The 19837-nt window shown below is 61.5% G+C and carries 17 protein-coding genes; 7 read left to right on the top strand and 10 right to left on the bottom strand.

The window, feature by feature from the left end; all coding sequences use genetic code 11:
* Positions 1-95: 95 nt before the first annotated feature.
* The 4 genes from pstA to AB4Z20_RS00205 all read right to left on the bottom strand — a co-directional run bounded on the left by pstA (position 96) and on the right by AB4Z20_RS00205 (position 6793).
* Positions 96-1766 (bottom strand): phosphate ABC transporter permease PstA, encoded by a 1671-nt coding sequence (gene pstA, locus AB4Z20_RS00190; protein WP_253470704.1) that lies wholly within the window; start codon positions 1764-1766, stop codon positions 96-98.
* 15 nt (positions 1767-1781) lie between these two features.
* Complete coding sequence (locus AB4Z20_RS00195; RefSeq protein WP_253478351.1) at positions 1782-3815, bottom strand: ABC transporter permease subunit; 2034 nt, start codon at positions 3813-3815, stop codon at positions 1782-1784.
* Between the two features lie 460 nt (positions 3816-4275).
* Positions 4276-5274 carry a phosphate ABC transporter substrate-binding protein PstS gene (locus AB4Z20_RS00200; protein ID WP_072347557.1) on the bottom strand — a complete coding sequence of 333 codons (999 nt, stop codon included), beginning with the start codon at positions 5272-5274 and terminating at the stop codon, positions 4276-4278.
* 220 nt (positions 5275-5494) lie between these two features.
* Complete coding sequence (locus tag AB4Z20_RS00205) at positions 5495-6793, bottom strand: MFS transporter (RefSeq protein WP_442089100.1); 1299 nt, start codon at positions 6791-6793, stop codon at positions 5495-5497.
* Between the two features lie 377 nt (positions 6794-7170).
* Here AB4Z20_RS00205 and AB4Z20_RS00210 point away from each other — a divergent pair, with 377 nt between their 5' ends.
* The gene (locus AB4Z20_RS00210; protein WP_003177184.1) at positions 7171-7575 is read left to right on the top strand and encodes an acyl-CoA thioesterase; all 405 of its coding nucleotides are present in this window, start codon (positions 7171-7173) and stop codon (positions 7573-7575) included.
* Between the two features lie 57 nt (positions 7576-7632).
* On the top strand, positions 7633-8532 hold the full coding sequence (locus AB4Z20_RS00215; RefSeq protein ID WP_258690130.1) for a D-hexose-6-phosphate mutarotase: 900 nt from the start codon (positions 7633-7635) through the stop codon (positions 8530-8532).
* A 136-nt stretch (positions 8533-8668) separates the two neighbouring features.
* Here the strand turns inward: AB4Z20_RS00215 and AB4Z20_RS00220 are convergent, their stop codons facing one another.
* From AB4Z20_RS00220 to AB4Z20_RS00240, 5 genes are all read right to left on the bottom strand, one after another.
* Positions 8669-9205, bottom strand: a complete 537-nt coding sequence (locus AB4Z20_RS00220) for a DUF3299 domain-containing protein (protein ID WP_214511198.1) — start codon at positions 9203-9205, stop codon at positions 8669-8671.
* An 89-nt stretch (positions 9206-9294) separates the two neighbouring features.
* Positions 9295-9540 (bottom strand): GlsB/YeaQ/YmgE family stress response membrane protein, encoded by a 246-nt coding sequence (locus tag AB4Z20_RS00225; RefSeq protein WP_003196372.1) that lies wholly within the window; start codon positions 9538-9540, stop codon positions 9295-9297.
* Positions 9541-9642: 102 nt separating this feature from the next.
* Positions 9643-10728, bottom strand: a complete 1086-nt coding sequence (locus AB4Z20_RS00230) for a 5-(carboxyamino)imidazole ribonucleotide synthase (protein WP_063323554.1) — start codon at positions 10726-10728, stop codon at positions 9643-9645.
* 12 nt (positions 10729-10740) lie between these two features.
* Positions 10741-11232: a 5-(carboxyamino)imidazole ribonucleotide mutase gene (gene purE, locus AB4Z20_RS00235; RefSeq protein ID WP_018604706.1), complete on the bottom strand. Its 492-nt coding sequence runs from the start codon at positions 11230-11232 to the stop codon at positions 10741-10743.
* A gap of 373 nt (positions 11233-11605) precedes the next feature.
* Positions 11606-12523: a LysR substrate-binding domain-containing protein gene (locus tag AB4Z20_RS00240; RefSeq protein WP_018604704.1), complete on the bottom strand. Its 918-nt coding sequence runs from the start codon at positions 12521-12523 to the stop codon at positions 11606-11608.
* A 179-nt stretch (positions 12524-12702) separates the two neighbouring features.
* Here AB4Z20_RS00240 and aspA point away from each other — a divergent pair, with 179 nt between their 5' ends.
* The 5 genes from aspA to AB4Z20_RS00265 all read left to right on the top strand — a co-directional run bounded on the left by aspA (position 12703) and on the right by AB4Z20_RS00265 (position 18982).
* Positions 12703-14127 (top strand): aspartate ammonia-lyase, encoded by a 1425-nt coding sequence (aspA, locus tag AB4Z20_RS00245; protein ID WP_186708252.1) that lies wholly within the window; start codon positions 12703-12705, stop codon positions 14125-14127.
* A gap of 485 nt (positions 14128-14612) precedes the next feature.
* Positions 14613-16064 (top strand): alanine/glycine:cation symporter family protein, encoded by a 1452-nt coding sequence (locus AB4Z20_RS00250; RefSeq protein ID WP_214511196.1) that lies wholly within the window; start codon positions 14613-14615, stop codon positions 16062-16064.
* 136 nt (positions 16065-16200) lie between these two features.
* The gene (locus AB4Z20_RS00255; protein ID WP_253470700.1) at positions 16201-17205 is read left to right on the top strand and encodes an asparaginase; all 1005 of its coding nucleotides are present in this window, start codon (positions 16201-16203) and stop codon (positions 17203-17205) included.
* 203 nt (positions 17206-17408) lie between these two features.
* Positions 17409-18401: an AraC family transcriptional regulator gene (locus tag AB4Z20_RS00260; RefSeq protein ID WP_258690129.1), complete on the top strand. Its 993-nt coding sequence runs from the start codon at positions 17409-17411 to the stop codon at positions 18399-18401.
* Between the two features lie 122 nt (positions 18402-18523).
* Entirely contained in the window at positions 18524-18982 is a 459-nt protein-coding gene (locus AB4Z20_RS00265; RefSeq protein ID WP_442089101.1) for an REP-associated tyrosine transposase, read from the top strand.
* A gap of 152 nt (positions 18983-19134) precedes the next feature.
* Here the strand turns inward: AB4Z20_RS00265 and AB4Z20_RS00270 are convergent, their stop codons facing one another.
* Positions 19135-19785: an HAD family hydrolase gene (locus tag AB4Z20_RS00270; RefSeq protein WP_253470696.1), complete on the bottom strand. Its 651-nt coding sequence runs from the start codon at positions 19783-19785 to the stop codon at positions 19135-19137.
* Between the last annotated feature and the right edge of the window lie 52 nt (positions 19786-19837).

A 19837-nucleotide genomic window follows, 5' to 3' on the forward strand; every position in this document is an offset into this window, starting at 1 on the left:
GCGAGCCTGCTCGCGATTCAGGCGACTCGGTCTGGCTTTGAACCGAGGTGATGCCATCGCGAGCAGGCTCGCTCCCACAGAAAATCAATGTGCAATCAACTATCCAGTGCCTTGTACTTCTCGCGCAGGTGGTTACGGATCCACACCGCCGACAGGTTGAGCGTGGCGATCACCAGCACCAGCAGCAGCGCCGTGGCGTACACCAGCGGTCGCGCCGCTTCGACGTTCGGGCTCTGGAAGCCCACGTCATAGATATGGAAGCCCAGGTGCATGATCTTCTGGTCCAGGTGCAGGTACGGGTAGTTGCCGTCCAGCGGCAGCGACGGGGCCAGTTTCACCACGCCTACCAGCATCAACGGCGCCACTTCACCGGCGGCACGGGCCACGGCGAGGATCATGCCGGTCATCATCGCCGGGCTCGCCATGGGCAGGACGATTTTCCACAGGGTCTCGGCCTTGGTCGCGCCGAGGGCCAGGGAGCCTTCGCGCACGGTACGCGGGATCCGCGCCAGGCCTTCCTCGGTGGCCACGATCACCACCGGCACCGCCAACAGCGCCAGGGTCAGGGACGCCCAGAGCAGGCCCGGGGTACCGAAGGTCGGTGCCGGCAAGGCCTCGGGGAAGAACAAGCGGTCGACCGAACCACCCAGCACGTAGACGAAGAAGCCCAGGCCAAACACACCGTAGACGATGGCTGGAACGCCGGCGAGGTTGTTCACCGCGATGCGAATCAGGCGGGTCATCGGGCCCTGGCGGGCATATTCACGCAGGTAGACCGCCGCCAATACACCGAACGGCGTCACGATCATCGCCATGATCAGCGTCATCATCACGGTGCCGAAAATCGCCGGGAAGATGCCGCCTTCGGTGTTGGCTTCACGAGGGTCGTCGCTAAGGAATTCCCAGACCTTGCTGAAATAGAAACCGAGTTTGGTAAAGGTGCCCATGCCGTTCGGTTGATAGGCGTGTACTACCTTGCCGATACCGATTTCCACTTCCTTGCCGTTGGCATCGCGGGCGGTCAGGCTGTCGCGGTTGAATTGCGCATGCAGGTCGGACAGGCGCGCTTCGATATCCTTGTAACGGGCATTGAGTTCGGCACGCTCGCTTTCCAGGTCGGCTTGGGCGGCGGCGTCGAGCTTGCCGTCCAGCTCCAGTTTACGACCGTGCAGGCGGATGCGCTCCAGGCCAGCGTTGATTGCACCGATGTCGACTTTTTCCAGGGTCTTGAGCTCGGCGGCCAACTGGTTGACCCGCTGTACGCGAGCCTGCAGTTGCGGCCAGGCGGCCTCGCCTTCGGCGATGACCTTGCCGTCTTCCTTGACGTTGACCAGGTAGCCGTAGAAGTTGCCCCACTCACGGCGCTCGATCGCCATCAGTTCCGGCGGCGTGGTCTGGTTGGTCAGCCACTCGCCGACAATCCAGGTGAAGTCAGTACCGTTCAGGTCCCGGTTACCCACCTTGATCAGTTCGCGGGTCATGAACTCCGGGCCTTCGTCCGGCACCGGCAGGCCGGCACTTTTCAGGCGCTCGCGCGGCACTTCTTCTTTCTGTACGACTTCGCCGACCACCAGGTGCGCAGGCATGCCCGGCACGTTGTAGTTGGCATGGACCAGGTCCGCCGGCCAGAAGTGGCCCAGGCCGCGCACGGCGATCACCGCCAGCAGCCCAATGGTCATGATGACCGCGATGGACACCGCGCCACCGCTGATCCAGACGCCGGGGGCGCCGCTCTTGAACCATCCTTTCAGGGAGTTCTGTTTCACAGACTTCTACCTTTCTTAAAGCGACGAATATTTCTTGCGCAGACGCTGACGGATCAGCTCGGCGAGGGTGTTCATGACGAAGGTGAACAACAGCAACACCAGGGCCGACAGGAACAGCACGCGGTAATGGCTGCCGCCGACTTCCGACTCGGGCATCTCCACCGCCACGTTGGCCGCCAGGGTGCGCAAGCCTTCGAACAGGTTCATTTCCATGACCGGCGTGTTACCGGTGGCCATCAACACGATCATGGTCTCGCCCACCGCACGGCCCATGCCGATCATCAGCGCCGAGAAGATACCGGGGCTGGCGGTGAGGATGACCACGCGGGTCATGGTCTGCCACGGCGTGGCACCGAGGGCCAGGGAGCCCAGGGTCAGGCCGCGCGGCACGCTGAACACGGCGTCTTCGGCGATGGAGTAGATGTTCGGGATCACCGCGAAGCCCATCGCCAGACCGACCACCAGAGCGTTGCGCTGGTCGTAGGTGATGCCCAGGTCATGGGAGATCCACATGCGCATGTCGCCGCCGAAGAACCAGGCTTCCATGTACGGGCTCATGTACAGCGAGAGCCAGCCCACGAACAGGATCACCGGGATCAACAGGGCGCTTTCCCAGCCATCCGGCACTCTCAGGCGAATGGATTCCGGCAGGCGGCTGAAGACGAAACCGGCGACCAGGATGCCGATTGGCAGCAACATCAGCAGGCTGAAAATACCTGGCAGATGCCCTTCGACGTACGGCGCCAGGAACAGGCCGGCGAAGAAGCCGAGGATCACCGTCGGCATGGCTTCCATCAGTTCGATCACCGGCTTGACCTTGCGGCGCATGCCCGGGGCCATGAAATAGGCGGTGTAGATCGCCGCGGCGACCGCCAGCGGCGCGGCCAGCAGCATCGCGTAGAACGCCGCTTTCAGGGTACCGAAGGTCAGCGGCGAGAGGCTCAGCTTGGGTTCGAAGTCGGTATTGGCGGCGGTCGATTGCCAGACGTACTTGGGTTCGTCGTAGTTTTCATACCAGACCTTGCTCCACAGCGCGCTCCACGAAACTTCCGGGTGCGGGTTGTCCAGCGTCAGCGGTTGCAGCTTGCCGCCCTGTTCAACGATCAGGCGGTTGGCCCGTGGCGACATGCCGAACAGGCCTTGGCCATCGACCACCTGGTCCACCAACAAGGTGCGGTGGGCGGTGCTGTGGAACACACCAAGCTTGCCGGCCGCGTCGAGCGCAACGAAGCCCTTGCGACGCTCTTCGGCGCTGATTTCAACAATCGGCGTGCTGCCCATCTGGAACGTACGAATCTGTTTGAAGCGCAACTCGCCGTCCGGATCGCGGGCCATGAACCACTGGGCCAGGCCACCCTTGGAGTCGCCGATGATCAGCGAGATCCCGCCCACCAGCTGGGTGGCGGCGGTGACTTGGGCGTCGGCGTTCTCGAGCAGTTTGTAGCGGCCGTTGAGGCTCTTGTCCCGCAGGCTGAACACGTCGGCCTGGGCACGCCCGTTGACCACATACAGCCATTGCTGACGCGGGTCGACGAAGATGTTCTTCACCGGCTCGGTCATCTGCGGCAGGTCGATGCGGGTCTGCTCGCTGGTGACCTCACCGGTCATCATGTTTTCTTCGCTGGTGAGCGACAGCACTTGCAGCTGGGCACCGCTGGAGCCGGCCAGCAGCAGGGTCGAATCGGTGGCGTTGAGGCTGACATGTTCCAGGGCCGCGCCCTGTTCGTTCAATGCGATGGGCGTCTCGCCGTAAGGGTATTCGACGGCAGGCGAGATGGTTTTCTTGCCATCCGGGTAGCTGACCTTATAGGTGTGGCGGAATACCAGGGCCTGGCCGTTGGACAGACCGATTGCCACCAGCGGGCTGCCGGGCTGGTCTTCGCCAATGGCGGTCACGCTGGCGCCGGCCGGAATCGGCAGGTCGACGCGGCGCAGTTCGGCGCCACTGCTGAGGTCGAAGAACAGCGCCTGGCCCTTGTCGGAAATCCGCATGGCGACCTGGTTCTGTTCTTCGATGGAGATCATCAAGGGTTTGCCGGCGTCTTGCATCCAGGCCGGGGTGATCGAGTCCTTGGCGGTCAGGTCCGCGCCCTGGAACAGGGGCAGCACCACGTAGGCCAGGAAGAAGAAGATCAACGTAATGGCAGCCAGGACAGCGAGGCCGCCGACCAGCACGTACCAGCGGGTCAGGCGATCCTTGAGCGCGCGAATACGGCGCTTGCGTTGCAGCTCAGGCGTATTGAAGTCAATGCGCTTGGGAGGGGAAGTCGTAGTCATTGTGGAATTGGCCAGATCATTCATGCGCACACCCTAGCGATCCTGTATGACAGAAAGATGACAATGCAGTGACGCAACAAATCCGCCGCCGAGGGAACCGGCAGCGGACAGGAATTTGGGGTTGTGGGACAGCTTGCTCGCAAAGTCAGTCAACATCCCTGTTGAATGCACTGACCTCTTCGCGAGCAAGCCCGCTCCCACAGGAGTCCGGACTTCGGCCCGGGCTCAGGTATTACTTCTTGGCGACGCTGCCGCCTTCCGACAGACCCAGGTCAGCCAGTGCCTTGGCGGCTACTTTGGCTGGCAACGGGATGTAACCGTCCTTGACTACAACTTCCTGGCCTTGCTTGGACAGGACCAGCTTCACGAACTCGGCTTCCAGCGGGGCCAGAGGCTTGTTCGGTGCCTTGTTGACGTAAACGTAGAGGAAGCGCGACAGCGGGTACTTGCCGTTCAGGGCGTTTTCTTCGGTGTCTTCGATGAACTCAGTGCTGCCTTTCTTGGCCAGGGCCACGGTCTTCACGCTGGCGGTCTTGTAGCCGATGCCCGAGTAACCAACGCCGTTCAGCGAAGAGCTGATCGACTGCACGACCGAAGCCGAGCCTGGTTGTTCGTTGACGTTTGGCTTGTAGTCGCCTTTGCACAGGGCTTCTTCCTTGAAGTAGCCGTAGGTGCCGGATACCGAGTTACGACCGAACAGTTGCACTGGCTTGTTGGCCAGGTCGCCGGTCACACCCAGGTCGCCCCAGGTTTTCACGTCGGCTTTCGCGCCGCACAGGCGAGTCGACGAGAAGATCGCATCGACCTGTTCCATGGTCAGGTGCTGGATCGGGTTGTCCTTGTGTACGAATACTGCCAGGGCGTCCACGGCAACCGGGATAGCGGTTGGCTTGTAGCCGTACTTCTGTTCGAAGGCTTGCAGCTCGTTGTCCTTCATCTTGCGGCTCATCGGGCCCAGGTTGGAGGTGCCTTCGGTGAGCGCAGGTGGCGCGGTGGAGGAACCGGCGGCCTGAATCTGGATGTTTACGTTCGGGTATTCTTTCTTGTAGTTCTCGGCCCACAAGGTCATCAGGTTGGCCAGGGTATCGGAGCCGACGCTGGACAGGTTGCCCGATACACCAGTGGTCTTGGTGTAGCTCGGGATCGCAGGGTCAACAGCGGCAACCGCGTTGGCAGTCGCAACGCCAGCAGCGACAAAAGTCATTGCCGCCATCAAACGCTTCAGTTTCATGCCTTACTCCTAGCAGATAGGGTGTGTTAAGTCGGCCAAGTATCGGTAAGCCGTGTGAACACTCTATGGCTGAAATATGACAATTGGATGAAAGGCCAGTATCGAGTTTTGCAGGATGATTCTGTGGCGTTCCCCATCGCGAGCAAGCTCGCTCCCACAGGGGCTTTGCGGTGAACGCAGAACCCTTGTGGGAGCGAGCTTGCTCGCGATGAGGCCAGACCTAGCGCCCCTTCTTCCAGAGATAACCGCCCACCACAACCCCGATCCCACAGATGGCCGCTACGTAATACGCCGGCCCCATCGAGCTCTCTTTCAACAGCAGGGTCACGATCATCGGCGTCAATCCGCCGAAGATTGCATAGGCCAGGTTGTAGGAGAACGACAAGCCGCTGAAACGCACCACGGCCGGGAAAGCATTGACCATGACATAAGGCACCGCGCCGATGGTACCTACCAGCAAGCCACTCAAGGCATACAGCGGGAACAGCCATTCGGGGTGATCGAACAGGCAGTGGTAGAAGGTCCAGAAGGTGATCAACAGCAAACCACTGCCGAAGACAAACACCCGGCCGGCGCCGAAACGGTCGGCCAGCACACCCGCACCGATGCAACCGAAACTCAGGAACACGATCGCCAGGCTGTTGGCCTGCAACGCAGTGGTCGGACTGAAGTGGTACACCGTCTGCAGCACGGTCGGTGTCATCAGGATGACCACAATGACGCCGGCCGACAGCAGCCAGGTCAACAGCATGGAAATGGCGATGGCGCCGCGGTGATCACGCAGCACGGCCCGCAGCGGCACTTCCTCTGCCAGGGCCTTGCGCAGTTGCAGCTCGGCGAACACCGGGGTTTCGTGCAACCAGCGGCGCAGATACACCGAAAACAGCCCGAACACGCCACCCAGCAGGAACGGGATCCGCCAGGCGTAATCGGCCACTTCCACCGGTGTATAAATGCTGTTGATCGCCGTGGCGACCAGCGACCCCAACAAAATCCCCGCCGTCAGGCCGCAGGTCAGCGTGCCGCAGGCATAGCCGATGTGGCGCGCCGGAACGTGTTCGGAAACGAATACCCAGGCGCCCGGCACTTCCCCGCCGATGGCCGCGCCCTGGATCACCCGCATCAGCAACAGCAGGATGGGCGCCCACATGCCGATCTGTGCATAAGTGGGCAGCAGGCCCATGATCAGGGTCGGCACCGCCATCATGAAAATGCTCAGGGTGAACATCTTCTTGCGCCCCAGCAGGTCACCGAAGTGAGCCATGACGATCCCGCCCAGCGGCCGGGCCAGGTAACCGGCGGCAAAAATGCCGAACGTCTGCATCAAGCGCAGCCACTCGGGCATTTCGGCAGGGAAGAACAATTTGCCGACCACGGTGGCAAAGAACACGAAAATGATGAAATCGTAGAACTCCAGCGCACCGCCCAAGGCAGAAAGCGACAGGGTCTTGTAATCGTTGCGGGTCAATGGACGTGCCGGTTGTGCGGGCGTCGCCGTGCTCGAAGGCGCAGTGGTCATGGCAAGGGCTTCTCTTATAGTTGGTTCTGCAACCCTGTTGACACGGGTTGGGGGCCTGGGCAGGTCCGGCACGATAGCAAATTGTTCGAAAAAGCACATAGAGGTGCGTATTTGATAGTCAAAATCAGAACCGAGTGGTCGTCTCGACGTCTATGGCCCGATATACTCGCAACCTTGCAGTACTCTGTAAGGGGTTGCTGTGCGAAAACGTCGTTGGTGGTGTAGTACCAAAACCAGCCGGTTTCGCAGAGTTTCCCTTTGGCACGCCTTTACGAAAAACGTGACGAACGCAGTATGTTCGGGCTGAATCGTTTTTTACAAAGACGGCTATTCACCTGAAGTACAAGACAGCGTTACGGGTCAGAGGCCCCCCCGGCATGATAGAGCTCGAACAAGAAGATCCAATCCCGCAAGGCGACCTGGCCCTGCAAATCACCGCGCTCCCTCGCGAGACCAACGGCTTCGGCGATATTTTCGGCGGCTGGCTGGTGTCCCAGATGGACCTGGCCGGTACCGCCATGGCCAGCAAAGTGGCCGGCGGACGCGTGGCCACCGTGGCGATCGATCGCATGGCGTTCCTCGTGCCGGTGGCAGTGGGGGCGCAGCTTTCCTTTTATACCCAGGCGCTGGAAATCGGCCGCAGTTCGATCCAGATGATGGTCGAAGTCTGGAGCGACGACCCGCTGTCCAGTGAATGGCGCAAGGTGACCGAGGCGGTATTTGTCTTCGTCGCCATCGACGGCAGCGGTCGCACCCGCTCGGTTCCGCCGCGCGCCCGTTAAACACGGCGGCCGTTTTGCGGTCCATTGCAGTCCCTGTTCCCGAGCGAGATTTGCAACATGCCTACGCCCAACGTCGAAGCCGTCAAACTGGATGAACTGAACGCCTGGCGCATCCGCCACGGCCAGGCCGAGTTGCTGGTGGCCCAACAAGGCGCGCATATCCTCAGTTATCAAGTGGACGGCCAGCCGCCGCTGATCTGGCTCAACGACCAGGCCACGTTCAAGGCCGGCAAGAGCATCCGCGCGGGCGTGCCGGTGTGCTGGCCGTGGTTCGGCAACCTGACGCGCAACCCCGACAGCGTACAGGCCATGCGCGTGAGCAACGATCCGGCCACCGCCCACGGCCTGGTGCGGACGATGGATTGGGAGTTGAAGGGCATCGAAGCCGAAGGCGCAAGCCTCAAGGTGGAATTCGTGCTGCCCTACCCCGAGAACGGCCTTGCGGGCTGGCCTCATCAGGTCGACCTGACGCTGGCCATCGTGATGGACGAGCAACTGCATATCCGCCTCACCAGCCATAACCGTGGCAGCGAAACCGTCAGCCTCAGCCAGGCGCTGCACAGCTACTTTGCCGTGAGCGACGTGCGCAACGTGCAGGTCGAAGGGGTCGATGGCCTGAGCTACATCGAGACCCTGGACGACTGGAAAACCGTCACCCAGGCCGGCAACCTGCACTTTGCTGGCGAGACCGACCGCATCTACCTCGATACCCCGCCAAAGCTGAGCATCATCGACCCGCAGTGGGAACGCCGGATCGAGCTGACCAGCAGCGGCTCACGTTCGGCGGTGATCTGGAACCCCTGGACCGAACGCGCCAAGGCCTTCAGCGACATGGCCGACGACGGCTGGCAGCGCATGCTGTGCATCGAGACGGCGAACGTGATGGACGATGTGGTGACGTTGTTGCCGCAGGCCAGCCATACCCTGGGCGTGAGCATCGGCAGCAAGCCGCTCTAAGCCACACCAAAAAAACCTGTGGGAGCGAGCTTGCTCGCGATAGCGCCATGACAGTCAACATCAGCGTCGACTGACACACCGCCATCGCGAGCAAGCTCGCTCCCACATTGGGATTTGTGTCAGGCCAACAGGCCTATTACAAATCCGCCTCCTGCACCACCCGCACCTTCTCCGCCTCCAGCGCATACGCCGCACTCGCCAGATCGTTGTCGACTTTTTCGATCTTCAGCGTGCCGGTCACCCACAGCGGTGTATAGATGTCATCCAGCTTCAGGCCCTTGGGATAGCGCACCAGCACCAACTGATTTGGCGGTGGCGGTGGGACGTGGATGCAGGCGCCAGGGTAAGGCACCAGGAAAAACAGCGTGCTGCGGCCCTTGGCGTCGGTTTCCAGCGGCACCGGGTAACCACCGATGCGGATATGCTTGTCGTTCATCGACGCCACGGTCTTGGTCGAATACATCACCGCCGGCAAGCCTTTGCTTTGCTTCAGGCCACCTTTTTCGGTGAAGGTGCCATTGGCTTCGGGGGAGTCGTGGTCGATCTCGGGCATGGCCTCGAGGGCTTTCTGGTCCGACTTGGGCATCAGTTCGAGCCAGTCGGTTTCCGGCAGCTCGGCAGCATGGGCCAGGCCACTGCCCAGCAGAAGAAGGGTCAACACTAGACGGCGCATGAAAGGGCTCGGCAATGAGTGGAAAGTGAAACGCCGAGCATTCTAGCCCCCTCTGCGCGCCAGGCAGAGAGGGCTTTGTCGCATTTGAATCAGTTTCTTTTGATCAGGCCGTAGATCACCAGCAATACCACCGCGCCCACCAGGGCCCCGATGAAACCAGCACCTTGGCCGGCCTGGTAGATACCCAGGGCCTGGCCGCCGTACGTGGCCGCCAACGAACCGCCGATACCGAGCAGGATGGTCATGATCCAGCCCATGCTGTCATCGCCCGGTTTCAGGAAGCGTGCCAGCAGGCCAACGATCAAGCCGATAAAAATGGTTCCGATGATTCCCATGGCATTGCCCTCTGGTTGGATAGCTATGCCAAAGCCTAGACAGACTTTGGCACTTAGCCATGAGAGAGATTAGCCGACGAATGGTTCCACCGATGTTGCAGATTATTGCTCGGCGATCAGCGTCTCGACCTTGATGATCTGCTGCGCCAACGTCGCCCGGTCCGCGCAACGCAGGTTGGCGTGACCGACCTTGCGCCCGGCCTTGAACGCCTTGCCATAGTGATGCAAATGGCAGTCAGCGATCGACAGGACTTTCTCGCTGTCCGGCACCTTGCCGATGAAGTTGAGCATCGCGCTCTCACCGACCTTGGCGGTCGACCCCAGCGGCAGCCCGGCCACCGCCCGCAGGTGGTTTTCGAACTGGCTGCACTCGGCGCCTTCGGTGGTCCAGTGCCCGGAGTTGTGTACCCGAGGGGCGATTTCGTTGGCCTTGAGGCCGCCGTCCACTTCAAAGAACTCGAACGCCATCACGCCGACATAATCGAGCTGCTTGAGCACCCGGCTGGAATAGTCTTCGGCCAGGGCCTGCAACGGATGATCGGTGCTGGCGACGGACAGCTTGAGGATGCCGTCCTTGTGGGTGTTGTGCACCAGCGGATAGAAACGGATTTCACCGTCACGGGCACGCACGGCGATCAGCGAGACTTCCCCGGTGAACGGCACGAAGCCTTCCAGCAGGCAGGCCACGCTGCCGAGTTCGGCGAACGTACCGACCACGTCTTCAGGCTTGCGCAGGACTTTCTGGCCCTTGCCGTCGTAACCCAGGGTACGGGTCTTGAGCACGGCAGGCAGGCCGATGGCAGCGACGGCGGCGTCCAGGTCGGCCTGGGACTGAATGTCGGCAAAAGCCGGCGTGGGAATGCCCAGGTCCTTGAACATGTTCTTTTCGAACCAGCGGTCGCGGGCGATCCGCAAGGCTTCGGCGCTCGGGTAGACCGGGACGAACTGGGACAGGAAAGCCACGGTCTCGGCCGGGACGCTTTCGAACTCGAAGGTCACCAGGTCAACTTCATCAGCCAATTGACGCAGGTGATCCTGGTCGCCGTAGTCGGCCCGCAGGTGCTCACCCAACGCGCTAGCACAGGCGTCCGGCGCCGGGTCCAGGAAAGCGAAGTTCATCCCCAGCGGCGTACCTGCCAGGGCCAACATGCGACCCAACTGGCCGCCACCGATTACACCGATCTTCATTCGTCAACAACCTCAGGCAATGCGTGGGTCTGGATTGTCCAGGACGCTGTCTGTCTGCTCAGCGCGGAATTTTTTCAGCACGGTATGAAATTGTGGATGCTTGGCGCCCAGGATGCTCGCCGACAACAGGGCCGCGTTGATCGCGCCAGCCTTGCCGATGGCCAGGGTCGCGACCGGGATGCCGGCTGGCATCTGCACGATCGACAGCAACGAATCGACGCCCGAAAGCATCGCAGACTGGACCGGCACGCCCAGCACCGGCAGGTGGGTCTTGGCCGCACACATGCCTGGCAAATGGGCGGCGCCACCGGCACCGGCGATGATCACCTCGATGCCACGCGCCTCGGCCTCTTCGGCGTACTGGAACAGCAGGTCCGGGGTACGGTGGGCGGAGACCACTTTCACCTCGTAAGGGATGCCGAGCTTTTCCAGCATATCGGCGGTGTGGCTAAGGGTGGACCAATCGGACTTGGAGCCCATGATCACGCCAACCAGTGCACTCATCGTCGTGCCTCTTCTCTCTGGGCGCCCGCAGGCGCGTCAAAAAACAACAAGCCACGCAGGAAACCGGCGTGGCTTGTTGTACGAATTATGGCCGGGCAAGCCGACCGAAGGCCGGGCAGTATACCGAAAATGGTGCGTTAAACGCACTTTCGCCGACCATCTGTCATTTGCGATGAAGTGGCGGTTTTATTGACTCTCAGGTCAGCGTCGGAACACCACAAATCCCCTGTGGGAGCGAGCTTGCTCGCGATAGCGATAGGTCAGTCAATGCAACTGTGAATGTCAGTCCGTCATCGCGAGCAAGCTCGCTCCCACAAGGGCTCGGTGGTGCCCCTGATATCAGTGACATCCCACAAAGGGGACTGCGTTGGATTCAAGATCCAATAGCACCCTGCGCCACGCCGCCTTCGAGCTTGCGCCACAACAACCGCACATTGGCCTTGCGCACCAGGGCGCAGCGGTACAAGCGGATCTCCAACGGCACGTGCCATTGCGGGCCGCCGCAGATCACCAGTTCGCCCCGGGCCAGTTCGGCGCGTACGCTCAGGTGCGGCACCCAGGCGATACCCAGGCCTTCCAGGGCCATGCTCTTGAGGCTGTCGGCCATGGCCGTCTCGTAGATCGTGGTGAATCGCAGCGCCCGCTGGCGCAACAACTGGTTGACCGAACGCCCGAGGAAGGCCCCGGCGCTGTAGGCCAGCAGCGGCACGCTGGCCTCGCCTTCAGGGTCGAACAGCGGCTTGCCATCGGCATCGGCGGCGCACACCGGGAGCATCTCGGTCTGGCCCAGGTGCAGCGACGGGAAAATCTCCGGGTCCATCTGCATGGCCGAATCCGGATCGTAGAAGGCCAGCATCAGGTCGCAGCCCCCTTCACGCAAGGCGTGGACAGCATCGCCGACGTTGGTCGCCACCAGCCGCGTGGCGATGTTCATCCCTTCGTTGCGCAACTGGGCGATCCAGCGCGGGAAGAAACCCAGCGCCAGGGAGTGGGCGGCGGCCACTTGTATGACTTCGCCCTGTCCGCCCTCCAGGTGATGCAAATGGCGCAACACTTCACCCAGTTGCTCGACCACCGTGCGCGCCGTCACCAGGAACAACTGCCCCGCCGCCGTCAGCTCGACGGGCGTGCGCGAACGGTTGACCAGGGTCAGCCCCAGCGCCGCCTCGAGGCTGCGGATTCGCCGGCTGAAGGCCGGTTGCGTCACGAAACGCCGCTCGGCCGCCTGGGAGAAACTGCGGGTAGCGGCCAGGGCACTGAAGTCCTCAAGCCATTTGCTTTCAAGATTCATCACGCCTCCCTTAAACGCACCAAAACAGGTCACACGTTCGTCGCACCGCCGACGTCACGCCGACATTATGCCGAATATGCATAGGCCAGTGCTTAACAGCATTGGCCCTATTTTTTTCCAGAGCCTAGGATTCGCAGCGTTCCGGCTCAGACCGGGTCCTTATCGAGATGATTTCCATCATGTCCTCCGCTGCATCATTCCGCACAGAAAAAGACCTGCTTGGCGTACTCGAAGTACCAGCACAAGCGTATTACGGCATCCAGACCCTGCGAGCGGTAAACAACTTCCGTCTCTCCGGCGTCCCGATCTCGCATTACCCCAAGCTGGTGGTCGGTCTGGCAATGGTCAAGCAGGCCGCCGCTGACGCCAACCGCGAACTGGGCCAGCTCAGCGAAGCCAAGCACGCAGCCATCAGTGAAGCCTGTGCACGATTGATCCGCGGCGATTTCCACGAAGAATTCGTGGTGGACATGATCCAGGGCGGCGCCGGCACGTCGACCAACATGAATGCCAACGAAGTCATCGCCAACATCGCACTGGAGGCCATGGGCCACCAGAAAGGCGAGTACCAGTACCTGCACCCCAACAACGACGTGAACATGGCGCAGTCCACCAACGACGCCTACCCAACCGCGATCCGCCTGGGTCTGCTGCTGGGCCACGACGCGTTGCTGGCCAGCCTCGACAGCCTGATCCAGGCGTTCGCGGCCAAAGGTGAAGAATTCAGCCACGTCCTGAAAATGGGCCGCACCCAGCTGCAAGACGCCGTGCCGATGACCCTCGGCCAGGAATTCCGCGCCTTCGCCACCACCCTGAGCGAAGACCTGGCGCGCCTGAAAACCCTGGCGCCTGAACTGCTCACTGAAGTGAACCTTGGCGGCACCGCCATCGGCACCGGCATCAACGCCGACCCGCGCTACCAGGCCCTGGCCGTACAGCGCCTGGCAACCATCAGCGGCCAGCCGCTGGTTCCGGCCGCCGACCTGATCGAAGCCACCTCCGACATGGGCGCCTTCGTGCTGTTCTCCGGCATGCTCAAGCGCACTGCGGTCAAGCTGTCGAAGATCTGCAACGACCTGCGCCTGCTGTCCAGCGGCCCGCGCACCGGCATCAACGAAATCAACCTGCCGGCTCGCCAGCCAGGCAGCTCGATCATGCCCGGCAAGGTCAACCCGGTGATCCCGGAAGCGGTCAACCAGGTGGCATTCCAGATCATCGGCAACGACCTGGCCCTGACCATCGCGGCCGAAGGCGGCCAACTGCAACTGAACGTGATGGAACCGCTGATCGCCTTCAAGATCTTCGACTCGATCCGCCTGCTGCAACGGGCCATGGACATGCTGCGCGAGCACTGCATCGTCGGCATCACCGCCAACGAAGCGCGCTGTCGTGAACTGGTCGAGCACTCGATCGGCCTGGTCACCGCCCTGAACCCGTACATCGGCTATGAAAACGCCACCCGCATCGCCCGTATTGCCCTGGAAAGTGGCCGCGGCGTGCTGGAACTGGTGCGCGAAGAAGGCTTGCTCGACGACGCCATGCTCGACGACATCCTGCGCCCGGAAAACATGATTGCTCCGCGTCTGGTCCCGCTCAAGGCGTGATCGACACGACACCGCTCACCAGGTCGAGGGACTAGACACCTCTCACCTTTTGAGGGCTTGGGGATCTTCCCCAAGCCCTTTTTTTAATTGATAGCAGCAAAGGATGACTGAACCTGTGGGAAGGAACCTGCTCGCGATAAACGACGACGTGCTGCCCGTAGTAAACCGCGTCGCCAGCCAACGCGAGCAGGCTCTCGCCCATAAAAACCTGACCGAAAGGCCAGGTGTTTCAAAGGATTCGTTTCGTCGGACGCACCACAACTGTGCAGACGGGCACCGCGCTGATAGGTATAGTGCCGCCCCTCTTCGCATGAGTGATCGTCTGCAGCGAGATCCTTAAACATGCGAAAACCGAACTAATAACAACCCGCAAAAATGGACCGGGACGAAACATTGCCTCACCTGTCGCGCTGCGCGCCGACCGATGTAACGCGATATTTCAAATGGCCAGCATTTGCTTAAACAAAAAACAGCGAGGAATACTCATGCTCGAAGTCATCAACGACTTCCTTTCAGGGAAAGTGCTGATCCTGCTCATTGTCGGGCTCGGTGGCTACTTCACGATCCGCTCGCGTTTCGTCCAGTTCCGTCATTTCTTTCACATGTTCACGGTGTTCCGTGACAGTCTGAAAAGCAGCACTGACCAGCTCAGTTCCTTCCAGGCCCTGATGCTCAGCCTGGCTGGCCGTGTCGGCGCGGGCAACATCGCCGGTGTCGGCATCGCCGTGACCCTGGGTGGTCCTGGTGCGGTGTTCTGGATGTGGGTGACTGCCCTGGTCGGCATGTCCAGCAGCTTCTTCGAATGCTCCCTCGGCCAGCTCTACAAGCGCTGCGACTCCGAAGGCCAGTTCCGTGGCGGCCCGTCCTACTACATCCAGCACGGCCTGCAGAAACGCTGGTTGGGCATGATCATGGCGTTCCTGCTGCTGATCACCTTCGGCTTCGCCTTCAACGGCCTGCAAGCCCACGCGGTCACGCACTCCCTGAACAACGCCTTCGGCCTCGACACCACCTACACCGGCCTGGGCCTGGCGGTGCTGCTGGGTCTGGTGTTCATCGGTGGGATCAAGCGTATCGCCAAGGTTGCCGACCTGCTGGTACCGGTCAAGACCCTGGTGTACATCGGTGTGACCATCTACGTGATCGTGCTGCAATTCGACCACGTACCGGCCATGCTGGCGACCATCGTCAGAAGCGCCTTCGGCCTGGACCAGGCCTTTGGCGGCCTGATCGGCAGTGCCATCGTCATGGGCGTCAAGCGTGGCGTGTTCGCCAACGAAGCCGGCCTGGGCAGTGCGCCTAACGTAGCCGCCGTCGCGTCGGTCGAGCACCCGGTAGCACAGGGTGTGGTACAGGCGTTCAGCGTGTTCCTGGACACCTTCGTGATCTGCACCTGCACCGCGCTGCTGATCCTGCTGTCGGGCTTCTACACCCCAGGCTTCGAAGGCGACGGCATTGCCCTGACCCAGAACTCCCTGGCGGCCGTCGTGGGTGACTGGGGCCGGATGTTCATCTCCGTGGCCCTGGCGCTGTTTGTCTTCACCTCGATCCTCTACAACTACTATCTGGGCGAGAACAACCTGCGCTTCATGCTGGGTGAGAACCGCAAGGCCCTGATCGCCTACCGCGCACTGGTCCTGGTCCTGATTTTCTGGGGCGCCATCGAAAACCTCAGCACCGTGTTCGCCTTCGCCGACATCACCATGACTCTGCTGGCGTTCGTGAACCTGATCGCGCTGTTCCTGCTGTTCAAGGTCGGCATGCGCATCCTGCGTGACTACGATGACCAACGTGCGGCCGGCATCAAGACCCCTGTCTTCGATTCCAGCAAGTTCCCGGACCTGGATCTGGACCGCAATGCTTGGCCGGCCAACCCATCGGCGCCGGTCACCAAGCCTGACGCCGCTGTTGCTGGCGCGACCGCAGCGCAACGCTGATCGGTAGAAGCTGTTTGGAAAAAACCGGGCGCATCCCCTGCGCCCGGCGTGACACAGCCTAAGGTCGGCGTCATGCTCGACCTTATGTTGTGGCAGCTAACCCAAGCTGCCGTTTTCGTCCTCGGAGAACAACCCCATGAATGGCTCGACCTACCCTGCCGCCCAGCACGTCATGGTGCTCTATACCGGCGGCACCATCGGCATGCAGGCCAGCGCCCACGGCCTGGCCCCGGCATCCGGTTTCGAAGCGCGGATGCGCGATTACCTGCACAGCCAGCCTGAACTCGTCGTCCCGCAATGGCGCTTCCGGGAAATGTCGCCGCTGATCGACAGCGCCAACATGACCCCAGCCTATTGGCAACAACTGCGCGAAGCGGTGGTCGATGCCGTGGACGTGCAGGGCTGCGACAGCGTGCTGATCCTGCACGGCACCGACACCCTGGCCTACAGCGCCGCGGCGATGAGCTTCCAACTGCTGGGCCTGCATGCGCGGGTCTGCTTCACCGGTTCCATGCTGCCCGCCGGCGTGACCGACAGCGACGCCTGGGAAAACCTCAGCGGCGCGCTGGTCGCTCTAGGCCAGGGTCTGGCGCCGGGCGTGCACCTGTACTTCCACGGTGAGCTGCTGGCGCCAACCCGTTGCGCGAAGGTGCGCAGCTTCGGTCGTCACCCGTTCAAGCGCCTCGAACGCCAGGGCGGCGGCGTCAAAGCCTCCTCGCTGCCGGCGCAGTTGAATTACAACCAGCCCAAGCAACTGGCGAACATCGCGGCGCTGCCGCTGTTTCCCGGCATCAGCGCCGAGATCCTGGACGGCCTGCTGGGCAGCGGCATCCAGGGCCTGGTGCTGGAATGCTACGGCAGCGGCACCGGGCCGAGCGACAACCCGGCCTTCCTCGCCAGCCTCGAGCGGGCGCGGGACAGCGGCGTGGTAGTCGTGGCAGTGACCCAATGCCATGAAGGTGGCGTCGAGCTGGACGTTTACGAAGCTGGCAGTCGCTTGCGTGGCGTTGGCGTGCTGTCCGGCGGCGGCATGACCCGCGAAGCCGCGTTCGGCAAGTTGCACGCCTTGATTGGCGCAGGGCTGCCGGTGGAAGAGGTTCGGCGGCTGGTAGAGCTGGACCTGTGTGGCGAGCTGAGCTGAGCTTAGACGCTGCAAAACCTGTGGAGCAAAGCTTGCTCGCGATGCAGGCGACACAGATCAACTGTAAGGTCGCGTCATCGTTCTTCGCGAGCAAGCTTTGCTCCCACAGGTCTACTCCCACATTAGAGGTTGTGTTGAACCTTCGATTTTCACCCGGCATATAACTTGCTCCGTTTCCAACCTTCCCCAGGCTGGAAACGGACATGCTTCATTCCCACCTCACCACCCTCAACGCCGTCTCCCTGGTGCTGAGCACCTTCAAGAACCAAGGGCTGTCCAGTGAGGCATTGCTGGCCGGCAGCGGCATCAGCGCGGCGGACCTGAGCCGGGCCGATACGCGCATCACCACCAACCAGGAGATGCAGGTCTGCGCCAACGCCGTGGCGCTCAAGCGCGACATCGGCCTGGAGCTGGGCCTGCGCATGCACGTTTCGTCCTACGGCATGCTCGGCTATGCCCTGCTCACCAGTGCCACCTTAGGTGACGCCTTGCGCCTGGCGCTGCGCTATCCGGCGCTATTGGGAACACTCTTCGAACTGAACCTGGACGATGACGGCCAGTACATCTGGTTCAGCGCCAGCGATTATCGGGAGAACCCGGCCCTGGCGGTGTTCAATGCCGAGTTCTGCATGGTTTCGCTGAGGGTCATCTGTAACGACCTCCTTGGTCATGCACTGCCCTTGCGTGCGGCACGCTTCGAACATCCGGCGCCCGATTACCAGGCGCGCTACGCCGCGCTCTTCGATTGCCCGGTACGCTTCGACAGCGTCGATAACGCGTTCGCCTTCGAGCGCCACTGGCTCGACCAACCCCTGCCCCTGGCCGACCCCATCACCCATCACGCCATGGCCGAACGTTGCCGCCGGCAGAACACCGAATTCACCGGGCGCCAGGCCTGGCTGGGACGGATCCGCCAGTTGCTCGACGCCCAACTGAACGCCGCCCCCGGGCTGGAAGGCCTGGCCGAGCAGATGAACTGCTCGGCGCGCACCTTGCGCCGCCACCTCAAGGACCTGGGCTGCAGCTACCAGGAACTGCTGGACGAACTGCGCTTCGAACGGGCCAAGCAGATGCTCTGCGAGGACCAATTGCCGATCTATCGAATCGCCGAACGACTGGGCTTCAGCGAAACCGCCAGCTTCCGCCACGCCTTCGTGCGCTGGAGCGGCGTGGCGCCAAGCCAGTTCAGGGCCTGATGTGGGAGCAAGGCTTGCCCGCGATGGCGTCAGACCAGACACATCCTGCTCCAACATTCCAAGTCGGATCTACTCCTGCTGTCCTAGCCTTGAACTAAAGGACAGATTAAGGATGATCACTTGTGACAACACAGCCTCATTCCCAACAGTTACGTTCCGGACGTTATTCGCAGTCTGGACACATCTATTTACTGACCGTGAATACGCGCGGCCGCGAGCCGCTTTTTGGCCGCTTCGAGACCGGACGCTTAGTAGTCGATGCCTTCCGAAAGGCTCAGGAAGAACAATTTGCCCATTCGTTGGCCTGGGTGGTGATGCCAGACCATTTTCACTGGCTGATCGAATTGCAGGGTATAGAACTCTCCAAGCTGATCGCGCGAACAAAGTCTCGGACCACGGTTGTCTTCAATCGATTGACGCAGCGGGAAGGATCGCTTTGGCAGGAGGGATTTCATGACCGAGCCATTCGCAAGGAGGAGGATCTGCAAACCGTCGCTCGATATATCGTGGCAAACCCTCTGCGAGCCGGTTTAGTTAAGAAAATAGGGGACTACCCATTGTGGGACGCGATATGGGTCTGATCCGATTTAAGCTGCGTTCATGATGGCCTCATCGCGGGCAAGCCTTGCTCCCACAGAGCAACGCCTTGAGCGCTATAGGGCAGGGCTTACTCCCTCAAAAGCAGCCTATGGAATACCTGTGGGAGCAAGGCTTGCCCGCGATGGCAATATGACTAGCGCCGCAAAAACGCCTGATGCAACGCATCCACCGTCTCGAAGTGATATGCCGGGCCCTCGGCGCTGAGTTCTTCATGGCTGCCAAACCCATACCCCACCGCCGCCGCATCCAGGCCGTTGCTGCGGGCGCCGATCAGGTCGTGTTTGCGGTCGCCGATCATCAGGGTGGTGGCCGGGTCGAGGCCTTCTTCGGCCAGCAGGTGAGCGATCAGCTCGATTTTGTTGGTGCGGGTGCCGTCCAGTTCGCTGCCGTAGATCACCTTGAAGTGCCGGGCGAAGTCGAAGTGGCGGGCGATTTCCCGGGCGAACACCCAAGGTTTGGAGGTGGCGATGTACAACTGGCGCCCCTGGCCGCCCAAGGTTTCCAGCAGTGGCATCACGCCGTCGAAGACGCGATTTTCGTATAGGCCGGTGACCTTGAAGCGTTCGCGATAGAAATTCACCGCCTCCCAGGCCTTCGCTTCATCGAAGTCGTAAAACTGCATGAAGGCCTGCAACAGCGGCGGACCGATGAAATGCTCGAGGCGGGTCAGGTCGGGTTCGTCGATGCCCAGTTTGCTCAAGGCGAACTGGATCGAACGGGTGATGCCCTCGCGGGGGTCGGTGAGGGTGCCGTCGAGGTCGAAGAGTACAGTCTGGTAGTGCATGGCTGTTCCTGGGCAATATCACTGAATTGTGAGTGCTTCGCACTCAAGCGGG

Source organism: Pseudomonas sp. KB_12, from assembly GCF_052114545.1.
GTDB lineage: Bacteria > Pseudomonadota > Gammaproteobacteria > Pseudomonadales > Pseudomonadaceae > Aquipseudomonas > Aquipseudomonas brassicacearum.

Excerpts from the sequence above, each read along its gene's own strand:
- AB4Z20_RS00200 (WP_072347557.1), bottom strand. The coding sequence starts at position 5,274 with ATGAAACTGAAGCGTTTGATGGCGGCAATGACTTTTGTCGCTGCTGGC.
- AB4Z20_RS00210 (WP_003177184.1), top strand. The coding sequence starts at position 7,171 with ATGATAGAGCTCGAACAAGAAGATCCAATCCCGCAAGGCGACCTGGCC.
- AB4Z20_RS00240 (WP_018604704.1), bottom strand. The coding sequence starts at position 12,523 with ATGAATCTTGAAAGCAAATGGCTTGAGGACTTCAGTGCCCTGGCCGCT.
- AB4Z20_RS00260 (WP_258690129.1), top strand. The coding sequence starts at position 17,409 with ATGCTTCATTCCCACCTCACCACCCTCAACGCCGTCTCCCTGGTGCTG.
- AB4Z20_RS00205 (WP_442089100.1), bottom strand. The coding sequence starts at position 6,793 with ATGACCACTGCGCCTTCGAGCACGGCGACGCCCGCACAACCGGCACGT.
- purE (WP_018604706.1), bottom strand. The coding sequence starts at position 11,232 with ATGAGTGCACTGGTTGGCGTGATCATGGGCTCCAAGTCCGATTGGTCC.
- AB4Z20_RS00250 (WP_214511196.1), top strand. The coding sequence starts at position 14,613 with ATGCTCGAAGTCATCAACGACTTCCTTTCAGGGAAAGTGCTGATCCTG.
- AB4Z20_RS00195 (WP_253478351.1), bottom strand. The coding sequence starts at position 3,815 with ATGCAAGACGCCGGCAAACCCTTGATGATCTCCATCGAAGAACAGAAC.
- AB4Z20_RS00225 (WP_003196372.1), bottom strand. The coding sequence starts at position 9,540 with ATGGGAATCATCGGAACCATTTTTATCGGCTTGATCGTTGGCCTGCTG.
- AB4Z20_RS00215 (WP_258690130.1), top strand. The coding sequence starts at position 7,633 with ATGCCTACGCCCAACGTCGAAGCCGTCAAACTGGATGAACTGAACGCC.
- aspA (WP_186708252.1), top strand. The coding sequence starts at position 12,703 with ATGTCCTCCGCTGCATCATTCCGCACAGAAAAAGACCTGCTTGGCGTA.
- AB4Z20_RS00230 (WP_063323554.1), bottom strand. The coding sequence starts at position 10,728 with ATGAAGATCGGTGTAATCGGTGGCGGCCAGTTGGGTCGCATGTTGGCC.
- AB4Z20_RS00220 (WP_214511198.1), bottom strand. The coding sequence starts at position 9,205 with ATGCGCCGTCTAGTGTTGACCCTTCTTCTGCTGGGCAGTGGCCTGGCC.
- AB4Z20_RS00270 (WP_253470696.1), bottom strand. The coding sequence starts at position 19,785 with ATGCACTACCAGACTGTACTCTTCGACCTCGACGGCACCCTCACCGAC.
- AB4Z20_RS00255 (WP_253470700.1), top strand. The coding sequence starts at position 16,201 with ATGAATGGCTCGACCTACCCTGCCGCCCAGCACGTCATGGTGCTCTAT.